At 43.1% G+C, this 16,855-nt stretch carries 12 protein-coding genes; 8 read left to right on the top strand and 4 right to left on the bottom strand.

From position 1 onward, the window contains the following. Positions 1 to 15: 15 nt before the first annotated feature. The 3 genes from ENH88_RS09730 to ENH88_RS09720 are packed head-to-tail and all read right to left on the bottom strand — an operon-like array spanning position 16 to position 4,005. Complete coding sequence (locus tag ENH88_RS09730) at positions 16 to 1,980, bottom strand: LTA synthase family protein (protein WP_304182068.1); 1,965 nt, start codon at positions 1,978 to 1,980, stop codon at positions 16 to 18. Further along, positions 1,971 to 2,345 (bottom strand): diacylglycerol kinase, encoded by a 375-nt coding sequence (locus ENH88_RS09725; RefSeq protein WP_192541313.1) that lies wholly within the window; start codon positions 2,343 to 2,345, stop codon positions 1,971 to 1,973. The genes ENH88_RS09730 and ENH88_RS09725 overlap by 10 nt, the downstream gene beginning before the upstream one ends. Then, positions 2,338 to 4,005 carry a phosphoethanolamine transferase gene (locus tag ENH88_RS09720; protein ID WP_304182065.1) on the bottom strand — a complete coding sequence of 556 codons (1,668 nt, stop codon included), beginning with the start codon at positions 4,003 to 4,005 and terminating at the stop codon, positions 2,338 to 2,340. Before ENH88_RS09720 ends, ENH88_RS09725 begins: the two co-directional genes overlap by 8 nt. Positions 4,006 to 4,572: 567 nt before the next feature. Here ENH88_RS09720 and ilvG point away from each other — a divergent pair. The 7 genes from ilvG (at position 4,573) to ENH88_RS09685 (ending at position 14,404) form a co-directional block, all read left to right on the top strand. Beyond that, positions 4,573 to 6,222 (top strand): acetolactate synthase 2 catalytic subunit, encoded by a 1,650-nt coding sequence (gene ilvG / locus ENH88_RS09715; protein WP_064667330.1) that lies wholly within the window; start codon positions 4,573 to 4,575, stop codon positions 6,220 to 6,222. After that, on the top strand, positions 6,219 to 6,461 hold the full coding sequence (gene ilvM / locus ENH88_RS09710; RefSeq protein ID WP_304182064.1) for an acetolactate synthase 2 small subunit: 243 nt from the start codon (positions 6,219 to 6,221) through the stop codon (positions 6,459 to 6,461). The genes ilvG and ilvM overlap by 4 nt, the downstream gene beginning before the upstream one ends. 111 nt (positions 6,462 to 6,572) lie before the next feature. Beyond that, positions 6,573 to 8,429: a dihydroxy-acid dehydratase gene (gene ilvD, locus ENH88_RS09705; RefSeq protein WP_064667332.1), complete on the top strand. Its 1,857-nt coding sequence runs from the start codon at positions 6,573 to 6,575 to the stop codon at positions 8,427 to 8,429. A 2-nt stretch (positions 8,430 to 8,431) separates the two neighbouring features. Continuing rightward, the gene (gene ilvA, locus ENH88_RS09700; protein ID WP_304182063.1) at positions 8,432 to 9,982 is read left to right on the top strand and encodes a threonine ammonia-lyase, biosynthetic; all 1,551 of its coding nucleotides are present in this window, start codon (positions 8,432 to 8,434) and stop codon (positions 9,980 to 9,982) included. Positions 9,983 to 10,115: 133 nt separating this feature from the next. Continuing rightward, on the top strand, positions 10,116 to 11,303 hold the full coding sequence (locus ENH88_RS09695; RefSeq protein WP_304182061.1) for a methyltransferase: 1,188 nt from the start codon (positions 10,116 to 10,118) through the stop codon (positions 11,301 to 11,303). A gap of 8 nt (positions 11,304 to 11,311) precedes the next feature. Continuing rightward, entirely contained in the window at positions 11,312 to 11,974 is a 663-nt protein-coding gene (gene can, locus ENH88_RS09690; RefSeq protein WP_304182059.1) for a carbonate dehydratase, read from the top strand. A gap of 300 nt (positions 11,975 to 12,274) precedes the next feature. Beyond that, on the top strand, positions 12,275 to 14,404 hold the full coding sequence (locus tag ENH88_RS09685) for a TonB-dependent siderophore receptor (RefSeq protein ID WP_304182057.1): 2,130 nt from the start codon (positions 12,275 to 12,277) through the stop codon (positions 14,402 to 14,404). A 55-nt stretch (positions 14,405 to 14,459) separates the two neighbouring features. Here ENH88_RS09685 and ubiK read toward each other — a convergent pair whose 3' ends face one another. Further along, a complete protein-coding gene (gene ubiK, locus ENH88_RS09680) occupies positions 14,460 to 14,729 on the bottom strand; it encodes a ubiquinone biosynthesis accessory factor UbiK (protein ID WP_304182055.1) in 270 nt (89 codons plus the stop codon). Between the two features lie 106 nt (positions 14,730 to 14,835). Between ubiK and rep the strand changes: the two genes are divergently transcribed. Further along, complete coding sequence (gene rep, locus ENH88_RS09675; protein ID WP_304182052.1) at positions 14,836 to 16,854, top strand: DNA helicase Rep; 2,019 nt, start codon at positions 14,836 to 14,838, stop codon at positions 16,852 to 16,854. Position 16,855 lies beyond the last annotated feature (1 nt).

Raw genomic sequence — 16,855 nt, 5'->3', positions numbered from 1 at the left:
AGCAAGGCTTAGCAATTAATGATACCAACCGTTTTGGTAGGCTATATTACCAAAATTAGCATGGCCAAGGGCTGTTTGCACAAGCGCTTCGTCGTTTGCTGATGGGATCAGTTGATGTTGATTATAGATATAAGTTGTAGCAGCTTTATGTGGCTGTAAAATTACTACCTTATTGCCTTGTTCACCATTTGCCTGAATGTACGCAAAGTTTTTATCGTATTGCATCATGGCACGTTGTTGCTGTGGAGCGATGGGCTTTGATAGATCGCGACCAATCATTGGATGCTCGCCACTGGCACCGATCAATGATAACAGGGTGGCAGGAATATCAAGTTGACTGGCAAGCTGGTGGTCGCGTTTTGCTGGAATGTCTTTACCAAAGATCACCGCAGGAATCCGAAAGTGGTCAATAGGCACTAAACTCGCACCGGAGACTCGTGAGTCATGATCGGCAATAACAATAAATACGGTGTCGTCCCAGTAAGTTGATTTTTTTGCCTTTTCGATAAAGCTACCGAGTGCATAATCTGCGTATTTTGCTGCATTATTACGAGTTTGTTTGTCATTGTCGTAAAGGGCAATTTTATTATCAGGGAATTCATATGGGCTATGGTTAGAGCTTGAAAACACTAAACTGAAAAACGGTTTACCTTGTTGTTGTAGTTTAGTGAGCTCGATATCCGCTTGGGTGTATAAATCTTCATCTGACGCGCCCCAAGAGCCGTTAAAATCAATATTCGCAAAGTCATCACTATCAACAATTTCTTGAAAACCATTACCTAAAAAGAAGCTTTGCATATTATCAAAATGACTTTCACCACCGTAGATAAATTGGGTGTGATAGTTTTGCTTGGCAAGAAAATCGGCAATCGTAAAGAAATCCCGTTGTGATTTATCGAGCTTTACCACTGCGCGTGAAGGGGTTGGTGTGAACCCAGTAATAACCGCTTCAATACCGCGCACTGAACGCGTGCCCGTCGCGTATAAGTTATCAAACCCCCAACCTTGTTGATAAAGTTTATCTATATTAGGCGTTAATGGCAGGCCACCCAATGCTCCAACATAACGGGCACCTAAGCTCTCTTGCAATATAATGACGAGGTTTTTGGCTTTTCCGTGGTGTGTTGCTTGGCGAAAGGTTTTTGTTGGCGCGCTGCTATCATTAAACACTGCGTTTTGCAGGAGCATACTTTTGCGTACAGTACTTAGCAATTGGTCTTCTGGCAAAGCGCCATAAAAGTCCTGACTAGATTTTTCATTACTGAGCTGCTTAATAGCAAAAGCAACGCTATAGAAAGAGTTAAGGCTAAGATCATTAAGTAGGTGATCCGTAGAAAATGCCACCATCGCTGGGTTTAAAGGGCGATGGCCAAAAGAATTACGTGCTCCTAAAACCGTTAAACATAATAACGAAATAACCAATACACTATGCTTGAGGGGTGATAGTTGAGTACGGCTGTGCCATTGAGAGGCAAACACCATTGCTGCGGCTTTGATACCTAACCCCAGTAGGATGAAGGTACAGATGATTTCAGTTTTATAGCCTGAAAAAATCATCTTTGACACTTCCTTAGGATAAATTAAATACTCAATAAACAATCGATTAGGACGTAGATCGTATTCGCTGATAAAAGTAGGGGTGATCACCTCAAAAAAGATCAGCAATGCGGTCATTATCAGCAGGTAGTATTTTATTACTGTGCGAGTCATATTTTGTTTACCCAACACGGAAGCTACAATCAGCAACAATAATGCGGGCATAAGAATATAACTTAATGTTGATATATCAACACGTAAGCCACCGACAAAGATATTAAGCCAGGCATGAGAGCTAAATACTCGCTCACCTTGCCACACACTTAAGCCAAAACGAGCCAGTGTAAGCATCATAAGAGATAGGCTAAAAAAGGCCAGTAACAGCCAATATGGACCAAGTTTAGTTTTTAATTGGTGTAGGCTGAGTTGTTGCGTTATGCCCATAAGATAGCCCACCAAATCAGAGCACTAATCAGCATTGCGATAAATACGCTAGCAGAGGCAATGTCTTTAGCTAAGCCAGATAACTCATGGTGCTCTGTGCTAATACGATCAACTACCACTTCAACAGCGGTATTTACCAATTCGGCAAATAATACAAATAGCAAACTGGCAATTAAAATGAGCTTATTGCTAGTAGTAATATCCTGAAGCCAGGCAAACACGCCGAGCACTAGAAATACTGCAAGTTCTTGCTGAAATGCCGCTTCAAAGCGGGTCATCCATTTTAAGCCATTGAATGTATGGCGTAAGGTGAATATAAGACGCATCAGCCCTTGGCGTTTGAGTACTGTTTTTGAGTTATTCATGGTGAGTATTCGCTTTGTTATTGTTTGCTTTACAAGTGCTTAGTAAATCTAAAGAGGCTTCATAGCGGCTGCTTTTGAGGCCGATCAGATTGGCTAAAGTGTGAAAAATATTGTCGTGCGAGCTGGCTTGTTGCAGATCGAGTGTGCGTAAGCAGCTTTCATTGATGCGTTGATTGTTTTTTGCAGCCCACATATACAAGGGCACATGAGTTTGCTCTGAAGGGGCAAAACTGTATGGAAAACCATGTAAATAAGCGCCATTTTCACCCAGAGATTCGCCGTGATCTGACACATAAATAAAGTTTTTGTCTATGCTGTCAGGTAACTCTGCAAGTTGCTGAAGGACTTGGCTGTTGACGTAGTCGCTGTAGGCAATAGTGTTGTCGTAGGTGTTAACTAGTTGCTCAGAACTACAGTTTTGAATATCGCTGCGATCACAGGTGGGAGTGAATTGTTTAAACTGCTCGGGATAACGCTGAAAATAAGTAGGCCCATGGGATCCCATCATATGCAATACAATTACCGTATTTGCTTGGCTCAAATTAGCGAGCTTACGTTTCAGCGGCGCGAGTAAAGCTTCGTCATAACAAGGCTCTTTTGTGCACAGCGCTGAATTATCAGGGGTAATAGTAATAGTTTCGATACGGTTGCAGGCATTCTTACAACCACTGTTATTGTCTATCCACAGCACATCAGCGCCAGCTTGTTGGGCGATATCGAGGATATTTTGTTGATTGTCAGCTTCACTACGTGAAAAGTTTTCGTGCTGTTGCAATGAAAACATACAAGGCACAGATACTGCTGTTGCAGTGCCACAAGAGGCAACATTACTGAGGTAGGTCACATTAAAAGGGCGCGTGTAACGATTGGTGTCGCGCTTATAACTTTGGTATGCAAAATTAGCGGCACGGGCTGTTTCACCAACAACAATTACTGTGACTTGTGTTTGTGTGGGGGCAATTAGGGTTGGTGTGGGATCGAGTATTTGAAATGGCTCAGCAGTCACTAACCATTGATCGCGAATATACTTATAGCCACTACTTAAATATTGAAACGGAATTAACTCTTTTTTTAACAGCTGATTGTTACGTCCCGTTGCTGCGTAGTCGGCATAAAAATTCAGGATAATAACCGCGATTAAAGCAAAGCAGCCAAGTAATAATTTACTACGGCTCAATATCTCTTGGGAAACAGGGCCAAACCGTACCTTGGTTTTAACTAAAATCAGTAATGGCAGCAGGGCGAATAAGGTGAAAAATAGTAGAAATTGTGGATTGAGATAGCTGATAGCTTCTTGGCTGTCGGTCTCAAAGGTGTTTTGGATCATTGAGTAATCAAACACCACTCCGTAATTTAAAGTGCCGTATAAAACTAAGCAAGAGCACAGCAATAAGATGTAATTTACGGGTTTGAGTAACCATCGGCTCGACAACAAAGAGAAAAAAATGATCAACAAGCACAGTAGTAGTAACGGCACCGAGAGTAAAAATAACCAAGAAAAAGCCGGCAAGGTGGTGATGGCCGTAAAGGCACCTTGCATAAATGGAATATTAATAATTAAGCAGTAGTAACTTGCAAGGGCGATAATAAATACGTTAGCACTACAGGTAATATAAAAACGCTTTTTCAAACCCGCTCGGAGAAATTCAGTGACGACCATAAATTAACAACTCATATCTAACTTAGTGGCCAGATGATATGAGCCGAAACTTAAGAAATACTGAAGAGTAACTAGGCATTTCCTGAGTGGTGGCATTTAAATAGAATAATTTATCGCGAGTTCGTCAAAAATTAATCAAACCGCTAATTGGTTATAACGAGGTATGAAATATCAATTGTTTCGCATATGAGAAAAATTAATCTATTTGTGTGGTTATGTTGGATTTTTATGCCTTTAAAGGCTGGTGTTTATATGAAAATTGGATTGATTTTAAGGTTGACTTAACCCCCTCATCGCGGTACTAATAGAAAAAGACAGCGAGGGAAGTAAATAACCCTCACGCGAACAAACAAATTTTTGGTATTGATTACATGCTTACAAATGCACTAAACCTAGTCCTAATTAACGTCGTGGTGATTATTATTACCGCGGGGGCTTGTTAGTGCTTTAAAAAAGAGAAGCATTGAAAAAGCCCCCCGCACTTAACAGTCCGGGGGGCTTTTTAGTTTCAGGGTTTAGAATGAGTTATTAAGTTTAGATATGTCACTGAGGAATGAGGATTTATTAATGACAGGCGCAGAGTTAACGATTGATTTATTAGCCAAACACGGCGTAAATGAAGTTTTTGGTTACCCAGGTGGGGCCATCATGCCAATTTACGATGCGCTGTATGGTGCGCCAGTTAAGCACTACCTCACTCGTCATGAGCAAGGTGCAGGATTTGCGGCGGTTGGCTTTGCGCGTAGCACCGGTAAATTAGGAGTCTGTTTTGCAACATCAGGGCCTGGTGCGACTAACTTAATCACCGCACTTGCTGATGCGATGATGGACTCAGTACCATTACTGGCGATCACCGGGCAAGTACCTACTGCAGCAATCGGCTCTGACGCGTTTCAAGAAATCGATGTACTAGGCATGTCATTGTCGTGTACTAAACACAGTTATATGGTTGAACGTCCTGAAGATTTAGCCGAAATCCTACAAGAAGCCATGCACTTGGCGCAAAGTGGCCGTCCGGGTCCTGTTTTAGTTGATATCCCAAAAGACATTCAAATGGCGCAAGTGCCTTTTCATCCTTGGCTTGCAGCTGACGATTACTTACCTCAGTTAGATTTAAATCAAGTCGCCATTGCTAATCAGTTATTAAGTGAAGCGAAACGCCCAGTGGCTTATGTTGGTGGCGGTGTACAAGCGGCCGATGCCCAACAGCAGTTAATGCAGTTTTTAGATAAAACGCAAATGCCAGCAGTATCAACATTAAAAGCGTTAGGCAGTGTATTACCTGATTACGAATATAATTTAGGCATGCTGGGCATGCATGGCGGCCAAGCTGCAAATTTAGCGGTACAAGAGTGTGATGTACTAGTATGTATAGGTGCCCGCTTTGACGACCGGGTAACGGGTAACTTAAGTAAGTTTGCAGCCAAAGCAAAAGTAATTCATTTAGATATCGATGCAGCAGAGGTAGGTAAACGTAAACCGGCTAAAGCTTCGTTGATTGCAGACTTAAAAAGTTCATTACCTCAGCTTGAGTGTTTTGTTACTGAGCAAGCTTGGTTAGCGCATACCAAAGCGATGATGACTGAACATGCATGGCGTTATGATTACCCTGGTGAAAAAGTATTTGCACCGTATTTATTAAATCAGCTTAGCCAACGTATGCCGAAAAATGGCGTGGTTTGTTGTGATGTAGGCCAACACCAAATGTGGGTAGCGCAGCATATGAAGTTTAGCCACCCAAGCAATCATTTAAGTAGCGGTGGTGCGGGCACTATGGGCTTTGGTTTGCCTGCGGCGATAGGTGCACAAGTTGCGCGACCAAATGATTTTGTGATCACGGTTTCAGGTGATGGCTCAATCATGATGAATATTCAAGAATTAGCGACGATTCGTCGTAACAATTTACCGGTAAAAATATTAATTTTAGATAACCAGCGTTTGGGTATGGTTCGCCAATGGCAAGAATTGTTTTTTGAAGGGCGTTATTCTGAAACTGATTTATCGGATAACCCAGACTTTGTGCAATTAGCCGCGGTGTTTGGAATACCTGGGCAAGCAATTACTCATGCAAACCAAGTTGATGATGCTATCACTGCATTGGTTAACAGTACCGGTCCTTATATAGTACATGCATGTATAGATGATAAAGAAAACGTATGGCCATTAGTACCACCGGGTGCTGCCAATGATGAAATGATGACGGAGAGTGCAAAATGAAACACAGCTTAACAGTTGCTTTAAAAAATCAAAGTGTTGCCGTGGAGCGCTTTTTACGCGTAGTTCGTCATCGCGGTTTTGATTTAACCCATTTTCAACTGAATATGGATGATGGCCAGTACCAAGTAGCTATGACAGTCGATAGTGATAAACCGATTCATTTATTAACTACACAGCTTAATAAGCTGGTGGATGTTAGGCATATCACATTAGAGAATGTACACCAGCAAGCAATGTAGTTTGCTGTAGCAACTAAATCAACAGGGCTATTGGGATTTCCCTTTAGCGATAAAAATTTAAGAATGAGGATGTCAGCGGTTTATTAATCGCTGCAAAATACTGAGGTAACTATGGCTAAATTAAGAAGTGCAACTACAACTGAAGGTCGAAAGCGCGCAGGTGCTCGTGCATTATGGCGTGCAACAGGGATGACAGATACTGATTTTGGTAAACCAATTATTGCGGTTGTAAACTCGTTCACACAATTTGTACCGGGGCATGTGCATCTTAATCAACTTAGTGAGCTCATGGCTGAAACCATCACCGAAGCCGGTGGTGTGCCAAAAGAATTTAATACCATCGCCATTGATGATGGCATCGCCATGGGCCACGGCGGTATGTTGTATTCATTACCATCGCGCGACTTAATCGCCGACTCGGTTGAATACATGGTTAATGGTCACTGCGCCGATGCGATGATCTGTATTTCTAACTGCGATAAAATCACCCCTGGGATGATGCTTGCGGCACTACGTTTAGATATTCCAGTGATCTTTGTGTCAGGCGGCCCGATGGAAGCAGGTAAAACTAAGCTTGCCAATATCGATATCAAACTTGATTTAGTCGATGCAATGGTAAAAGGTGCAGATGAGTCGGTAAGTGATGCTGATTCAGAGCAAGTTGAACGCTCAGCATGCCCAACCTGTGGTTCATGTTCTGGTATGTTTACCGCCAATTCAATGAACTGTTTATTAGAGGCAATTGGCCTAGCACTACCGGGTAACGGTACTACGCTTGCGACTCATAAAGACCGCAAACAGTTGTATGTTGAAGCCGGTGCACGCATTGTTGATTTATGTCGTGAGTATTACCAAAAAGATAATAAAGACGTACTACCACGCGCCATTGCCAATAAAACAGCCTTTATGAATGCCATGGTCGTTGATATTGCTATGGGTGGCTCGTCAAATACCGTATTGCATTTACTTGCAGCTGCGCAAGAAGCCGGTGTTGATTTTGATATGTCGCACATTGATGCGTTATCTCGTAAAACACCATTCCTGTGTAAAGTAGCGCCTGCAACTGCGCAATACCATATTGAAGATGTACACCGTGCTGGTGGCATGATGGCGATTATACGCGAACTGGGTAAAGCGGGCTTAGTTGATATGTCGGTAAACCATGTTGCCGGTATGACGATGGCTGAGCTGGTTAAAAAATGGGATGCTACTGATCCAAACAACGAAGCTGCACAAACGTTTTATCGTGCAGGCCCTGCAGGCATTCGTACCACCAAAGCAATGAGTCAATCGTGCCGTTGGGATGAAGGCGACAATGACCGTGAAAATGGCTGTATCCGAAGCGTTGAACATGCATTTCGCCAAGATGGTGGCTTAGCGGTATTATCGGGCAACTTAGCGGTTGATGGCTGTATTGTAAAAAGTGCGGGTGTAGTTGATGAAATGCTACACTTTGAAGGCACCGCCGTGGTGTATGAATCGCAAGATGATTCAGTTGAAGGTATCTTAAATGATGAAGTAAAAGCCGGTGACATCGTGGTTATTCGCTACGAAGGCCCTAAAGGCGGCCCAGGTATGCAAGAAATGCTTTACCCAACCAGTTACTTAAAATCAAAAGGCTTGGCTGAAAAATGTGCCTTGATCACCGATGGTCGCTTCTCGGGTGGTACGTCAGGTTTATCAATTGGTCACGTCTCACCTGAAGCTGCCAGCGGCGGCGCCATTGCCTATGTTGAAAACGGCGATAAAATTATTATCGACATTGCCACTCGTGAAATTACGTTAGCACTAACAGATGATGAGCTTGAAGCACGTAAGCAAAAGCAGCTAGCCCGCGGTAAGCAAGCGTATAAACCGCTTAACCGTGAGCGTTATGTGTCATCTGCGCTAAAAGCGTATGCGCTACTTGCAACTAGTGCCGATAAAGGCGCGGTTCGTGATCTAGCCAAACTGGAGGAGCTTAGCTAATTATGGTTTCTCAAGAGCTCGATTATTTTCGCGCTATTATCCAAGCCAATATGGAACCACTGGCAAAAGTGACTGAGGTTAGCGAAATGGCTGAACTCAGTGCACGCCTTGGTAATCAAGTGTGGTTAAAGCGTGAAGATCAGCAGCCCGTTTATTCATTTAAGTTACGGGGTGCTTATAACAAACTGGCTAAGTTACCAAAAGGTTCTGTGGTGATAACCGCATCTGCTGGTAATCATGCCCAAGGCGTGGCGCTAAGCGCCTCACATTTAGGTCATCAAGCGACTATCGTCATGCCGGTCACTACACCTGAAATAAAAGTCAGTGCAGTACGTGCACTCGGTGGTGAAGTGGTATTACATGGCCATCATTTTGATGCCGCTAAAGCGCATGCACTAGAACTGACTGAACAGCGCAATGGCGTATTTGTACCACCCTTTGATGACCCAGATGTGATTGTAGGTCAAGGCACTGTTGCTCGTGAACTAATGCAGCAACTTAACCAGCTCGATGCGGTATTTATTCCGGTTGGCGGCGGCGGTTTACTCGCTGGTATGGCGGTGTATATCAAATCATTGCGCCCCGATATTAAAGTGATTGGCGTAGAAGCCGACGAAAGTGCCTGCTTACAAGCTGCCCTTGAAGCGGGCAAACCGGTAGAGCTGGAACGGGTTGGTAGTTTTGCCGATGGTGTGGCGGTTAAAATTATCGGTGAAGAAACCTTTCGCTTAGCGCAAAAATTTTGTGATGAAGTGGTCACCGTAACGGGCGATGAAATTTGTGCTGCGATGCAAGATATTTTTGTCTCAACTCGCGCTATTGCAGAGCCTTCTGGTGCGCTGGCAACGGCGGGGCTGAAAAAATGGTGTCAGCAAACTGGCCAAAAAGGATTGCATCTAGCGGCTATTTTATCCGGCGCTAATTTAAACTTTGATCGCTTACGTTATGTTGCCGAGCGCACTGCACTGGGTGAGAAAAACGAAGCGTTATTTGCGGTGACCATTAATGAACAGAAAGGCAGCTTTAAACAGTTTTGTGCTTCATTAGGCGGGCGGGCAATCACTGAATTTAATTACCGCTTTGCAGGACCCGGTGAAGCGCAAATATTTGTTGGTATTGCGCTGCGTCAAGGTCAGCAAGAGTTAGATGAACTCAAAGCTGCGTTGACCACTAATGGCTACCAATTTTGTGATTTATCGGATAATGAGCTCGCTAAACTGCACGTGCGCTATATGGTCGGTGGCAAAGCGCCAGAGCAACTCCATGAGCGGTTATTACGCTTTGAGTTCCCTGAATACCCAGGCGCACTGGCGCGCTTTTTAGATACCTTAGGCAGCAATTGGAATATTACTTTATTTCATTATCGCAACCATGGTGGTTCGATGGGTAATGTATTAGCTGGGTTTGCCATTGAGCCAAATCAGTATGAGGTATTTAACGAGCACTTAAATCGCTTAGGGTATAGCGTGCAAGATGAAACGCTGAATCCGTGTTTTACACAATTCTTAACCACGCAAGGGCCTGTAGATAGGGATAAAGCCGCTAATCAATAAGTTAAAAACTTTAAATAGCGCTTTATCTTTATTATGAAGCGCTATTTTTCTTGTTATAAATACCCCTAAAAGCGCCGAGCACTGCACCGTAAGAACTGCTATACTGCGATTTATTTTCTGCCCTTAAGTTGTTATGACACTTGCTGAGCAATTTGCAGCCCTCGACACATTATTATTTTCTACTCGTCACTATTGGCAATGCACCGCATTCGATTTTGATCAGCTACCTTGGCCTGAATTAGAGCAAGCATTAACGGCTTTGAGCGACCAACAAGTTGCTGAGCTCGATAGCGAACAGCATACACTGTATCAATTTTTTAGCCCGTATATTGCGGCAGTCACTGATCTAGCCGCTCTGTGCGAGTTACCTCACGCTACAGCCACTCGAGCCGAGTATCCATTTTGGCTAAGTAATGGTATTAAGGGTCGCAAGTTTACGCAACTGCAAGACTTTGTCTCTGCGCTTGGTGAAGACTCGCGCTTGCCGGTATTAGAATGGTGTGCAGGTAAAGGGCACCTGGGGCGCATGTTGGCATTTAATAGTGCGCCTAGTGTACATAGTATCGAGTTGCAACAACATCTCTGTGAGCAAGGCCAGCAAAGCGCCCAGCAACAAGGGCTAGCTATGCACTTTAGCCAAGCCGATGTGCTTAAAGACGATGTAGCCAAGTATTTTCAACACGCACAACATGCGGTCGCACTGCATGCTTGCGGTGCACTACATCAAACCTTTATGAGTCGTGCGGTAAGCGCGCAAACACAAAAAATTAGCTTATCGCCGTGTTGTTATCATTTATTCACTGATAACGACTATCAAGCCATGAGCGATGTTGCGCAGCACAGTAAGTTAAAATTAACCCACCGTGATTTAAAGCTCGCGTTACAGGAAACCGTTACGGCACCAACTCGGGTTGGTAAAGTGCGGAGAACCGAAGTGCAATGGCGATTGGGTTTTGATGCTCTTAGAAAAACACTGACTGGCGAGCAGTGTTATGTCAGCGTGCCTTCTGTGAACAAGGCCATTTTTTCAGATTCATTTAAAGCTTTTTGTGCATGGGCTGCAGATAAAAAGGCCTTGGAGTTACCGCAAGGTATTGATTATGATTACTTTTTGGCTAAAGGGGAAATGCGCAAAAAAGTAACTGAGCGTATTGAACTGGTCCGTCATGTGTTTAGAAGGGCAATTGAGGTTTGGCTTGTGCTCGATCGTGCTTTATATTTGCAACAACAAGGTTATCAAGTCAATGTGCTGACGTTTTGCGAAAAACAATTAACACCGCGCAATATTTTGATCCAAGCTAATTTTTTAAATACCGTATAAGAGGCGCAATGAGAAAGTTAAAGAATTTATTTGAAAATAATAAACGTTGGGCGGCACGCACAAGCGAGAATGATCCTGAGTTTTTTAAAATTCTATCAATGCAGCAAAATCCTGAATATTTATGGATCGGTTGTTCTGACTCGCGTGTTCCGGCTAACGAAATTGTTGATTTAATGCCAGGTGAGCTATTTGTACACCGCAATGTTGCTAATGTAGTCGTGCATACTGACCACAACTGTTTATCGGTCATGCAATACGCGGTTGAAGTGTTAAAAGTGAAACACATCATGGTCGTTGGTCATTATGGCTGTGGTGGCGTGCAAGCGGTACTTAATGACGCTAAGTTTGGCCTGATTGACAACTGGTTACGTCATGTTGGCGATGTAAAAGAAAAGCATTTAGCTCGCCTCAACGCACTGCCCGAGAAAGACCGCTTAAATAGCCTAGTTGAATTAAACGTGATAGAGCAAGTACGCAATGTTTGCCGTACCAATATTGTGCAAGAAGCTTGGCAGCGCAATCAGGAATTGAGTATTCATGGTTGGGTATACGGGTTAGCAAATGGTCACTTACACGATTTAGAATCAGTGGTTACCTGCACAGAAGAAATGACCGACAGCTATAAAACCGCAACAAACCGAGTATTCGAGCGATTAGCTGAAAAAAGTTAGTCGTTTTAGTTAAGGTGAACTTAGGTTCACCTTTGTTGTTTATAAAACCGCAAAATAGTTTTGACTTCATAAACATAAATAAACCTATATTTAGCAATAGCAAAAGCTTAATGACATTTGTTTTCATTTGTATTTGTGTGTATCATCTAGTCAGCTCTGCTAGGTAGCCACTTTTTACAGATACCTAGTAAAAATAGAGTGAGTGCTATTACGCTATTGGTCATGAAAACTCAACAATCCCAACTGCGCAACGCAACGTTCGTGTTATTTCTTTGTCATAATTAGGATATGTTATAAAAAATGAATAAGTCATTTCGATTGCTGCCTCTTGCTGCCGCTGTTTCTTTAGCAACAACTGTTGCACCAGCATTTGCTGAGCAAAATAAAAAAGTGCTAGATGAAAATCTTGAAAAAATTACCGTTACCGGCTCTTATACCGTTAATGAGGTTGTTGATACCGCAACCGGGCTTGGTTTAACACTCAGAGAAACCCCTCAGTCTGTGACCATCATCACTAAGCAACGTATTCAAGATCAAGCCCTTGATACAATTATTGATACCGTCAACAATGCCGTGGGGGTGTCATCACAAGAAGTTGATAACGTAAGAAACACCCTGAACTCTCGTGGTTTTGAAATTAGTAATTATCAAATAGATGGTGTGCCTATTTCATGGAGTTTAGCGGCGGATTCAGGCGAGACTATCAGTGACGTGGCAATTTATGAACGGGTTGAATTTGTTCGTGGTGCAACCGGCTTGCTCACTGGTGCAGGTGATCCATCAGCATCAATTAACTTAGTACGAAAACATGCCAATAGCACTGACTTTACGGGTAATGTCAGTGCGGCGATCGGCAGTTGGAATAACAAAGAATTGACCGCAGATTTAGCGAGCGGCTTAAACGATGCCGGCACAGTACGTGGTCGGGTTGTTGCAAAATACGAAGAAGGTGAGTCGTATGTTGATTTATATGAAAATGAAAGCAAGGTGTTATACGGGGTATTAGAAACCGATTTAACAGAGCAAACATTGCTGCGTATTGGCGGCAATTATCAAAAAAACACACCGACTTCGCCTATTTGGGGATCACTCGCTAGTTTCTATAGTGATGGTACGCAAACTGATTGGGATCGTTCAAAAACTACCGCTGCTGATTGGACGCAATGGGATACTGAAAACACCAATTTATTTGTTAACTTACATCACTCATTCGATAATGGTTGGCAATTTGTTGCCAACTACAACAGCATTAATTATAAACAGCAAACCCGTTTATTGTACTTGTTTGGTACGGTTGATAAACAAACCGGTGAAGGCTTAGGCAGTTCAACCTATAAAAGTGATGGCGAGAGCGATCAAGATAGTTTCGATATCCAGCTAAAAGGTGATTATGCACTGTTTTCTCAGCAACATGAATTTGTACTCGGTGCGTTGTACAGTAAGCAATCTTCACTGGTAAATGCCTATGACGCGCTATCAGCTGCGCCAGCAGTGGGGAACTTTTTTGAATGGGATGGCAGCTTTGCTGAACCAACGTGGTCAGACCAAGCGAGTGTTGCCCAAGACATGGATACCAAGCAAACCGGTTACTATGGTGCCACTCGTTTATCGTTAACAGATAACTTTAAAGTGATTGCTGGTGGCCGTTTAGCGAGCTGGGAGCGAGAAGGCGAAAGTTATGGCACTGTCACAGACTTTGGTGATGATAATGTGTTTATTCCTTACGCTGGGGCTTTATATGATGTTAGCGAGCAGCACCGTGTTTATGCCAGCTACACCGAAATATTTAAGCCACAAAATGCGCAAGACCGTTACGGTGACTTTTTAGATCCCGTCGAAGGTAAAAGCTACGAAGTCGGGTTAAAAAGTACCTTCTTAGATGATATGTTTCATACCACTTTTGCGCTATTTCGTATTGATCAAGACAACTTAGCACAAATTGACCCAGGTTATATTGTTCCAGGCTCTGTTAATAGCGAAGCACAACGCGCCGCGCAAGGCACGGTTAGTGAAGGTTTTGAATTTGAAGTGGTGGGTCAACCCGTTGATGGCTGGAACATTAACGCAGGTTACTCGCAATTTAAAGCTGAAGATGCTCAAGGTGCAAAAGTTAATACTGAACAACCGCGTAAGCAGTTTAAACTATTCACTACTTATCAATTAATTGATCTACTACCCGCATTAACAATTGGTGGCGGTATCAATTGGCAAGATAGTACTTATGGTTTAGGTGTTGATGCAAACATTGAGCAAGCAGCGTACTCATTGGTGAACCTGATGGCACGTTACGAAATTAATGACAACACCCAAGTGCAACTTAATATTGATAATCTGCTAGATGAAAAATACTACAGTCAGATTGCATTTTTTAACCAGTATAAATACGGCAACCCGCGTAATTATAACCTCAGCATTAACTACACGTTTTAGTTACTTAGCACACAGAACAAACGACAGACGCTGTCTGTCGTTTATTCTGCGTCATTTATTCGGCGGGTTTGTTTTGCTCGCTGGTTAGCTGTTGTTCTAGTAAGGCAACTTTAGCTTCTAATTCAACTAGCTTTTCACGGGTGCGGATAAGCACTTGGCTTTGCACATCAAACTCTTCGCGGCTGACAAAGTCCATTTCAGCCAGCTTGTTTTGAATGGCCTGTTTGGTTTTTGCTTCAAACGTATCCGCAAGGTTTTTAACGCCTTGTGGCATATTACTGGAAATCTGTTTGGCTATTTCTTCAAGTTTTGCTGGGTTAATCATGTTCGTCCCTTGGTGTCGCCTAAAAAAACAATCTTACCTTATTAACTAGGCGTATTGTAGTGATTACGTTAAAATTGCCTGTCTTTATGCAATCCCTTTGGTCGATATGAAACTCAATCCTAAACAAGATGAAGCGGTAAAATACATTAGTGGCCCATGCCTAGTATTAGCAGGAGCAGGATCGGGGAAAACACGTGTAATTACTAATAAAATCGCTTACTTAGTACAGAAGTGTGAGTATCAAGCTCGTAATATTGCAGCCGTTACCTTTACCAATAAAGCCGCAAAAGAGATGCGTGAGCGGGTTTTTCAAACTCTGGGGAAAAAAGAATCCAAGGGCTTGTGGGTCTCGACCTTTCATACTTTAGGGCTGGAGATCATTAAGAAAGAACTAACAACGCTGGGTTTTAAACCGGGTTTTTCGTTATTCGATGATCAAGATACCAATCAATTATTGGGCGATCTAACTGAAGATGAGCTAAAAAAAGACAAAGATTTACTCAACCTCTTAAAAATGCAAATAGGCAGCTGGAAGAACGAATTGATCTTACCAGAGCAAGCCATTCGCGAAGCGCGTGAGCCACAAAAAGCGTTATTTGCGCAGTTATATGCGCGTTATCAAACCCAGTTACGTGCTTATAATGCTTTGGATTTTGATGATCTGATTATGATCCCGACTATTTTGTTAACCAGCAATGCAACGTCTCGGGAGCGTTGGCAGCAACGCTTTCGTTATTTGCTGGTGGATGAATATCAAGATACCAATACCAGCCAATATCAGTTGGTTAAGTTACTAGTGGGAGAGCGGGCGCGTTTTACTGTGGTTGGCGATGACGACCAATCAATCTATTCTTGGCGTGGTGCGCGGCCGCAGAACTTAGTGTTGTTGAGTAAGGATTTTCCGGGTCTGCGATTAATTAAGCTGGAACAAAATTACCGTAGCGCTGGGCGAATTCTAAAAGCTGCGAATATTTTGATTGCTAATAACCCCCATGAGTTTGAGAAAAAATTATTCAGTGAGCTTGGTTATGGTGAGCCGATCAAAGTGATTGGCTGTCGTGATGAAGAGCACGAAGCAGAGCGGGTGGTGGCAGAGATCATCTCGCATAAATTTATGAAGCGCACTAGTTATAAAGATTACGCCATTTTGTACCGCGGTAATCATCAAGCCCGTGGTTTTGAAAAATCACTGATGAGTAACCGTATTCCTTATAAAATTAGTGGCGGTACCTCGTTTTTTTCCCGCTCTGAAATCAAAGACATCATGGCGTATTTACGGTTATTAGTGAATCAAGATGACGATAACGCTTTTTTGCGTATTGTAAATACACCGCGGCGTGAGATTGGTACGGTGACCCTTGAAAAGTTGGGCACTTTAGCCAATGAAAAACATGCCAGTTTATTTGCCACTTGTTTTGATACTGACTTAGGTTATCGCTTAAAAGGACGTGGTTTAAACTCGCTGGCAGGCTTTGCCCGCTGGGTGGTTGAGCTTTCAGATAATGCGGTACGTGGCGATACCCTTGAAGCGGTAAAAGACTTAGTAAGGCAAATCAATTATGAGGCTTATTTATACGAGTCATCGCCCAGTGCTAAAGCGGCTGAAATGCGTATGAAGAACGTGTCTGAGTTGTATCGCTGGATCACCGATATGCTTACTGGCGACGCTGATAACCCACCGCTAACGCTCGCCGAAGTCGTAAGCAAGCTTACGTTGCGTGACATGCTGGAGCGCAACGAAGAAGAAGATGAAGCTGATGCAGTGCAATTACTGACTTTACATGCCTCTAAAGGCTTGGAATACCCTTACGTGTTTATGGTCGGTATGGAAGAGGGCTTATTACCGCATCAAGTGAGTATTGATGAAGAAAACGTTGATGAAGAACGCCGCTTAGCGTATGTAGGAATTACCCGCGCGCAACAAGAGTTGACTATGACCTATGCGAAAATTCGCCGTCAATTTGGTGAAACCTCGCAAACGGAGCTGAGCCGGTTTGTGCAAGAGCTACCACAAGATGATCTGGCTTTTGAAAATAAAAAAGCGCCAAACACGCAGGCTGAACGAATGGAAAAAGGCCAAGCGAGAGTCGCTAATTTACGCGCCATGTTAAAAAAGCCAGAGTAGT

Source organism: Pseudoalteromonas prydzensis (genome assembly GCF_011050055.1).
Lineage (GTDB): Bacteria > Pseudomonadota > Gammaproteobacteria > Enterobacterales > Alteromonadaceae > Pseudoalteromonas > Pseudoalteromonas prydzensis_A.
This window is presented reverse-complemented; position numbering and strand designations above follow the sequence as displayed.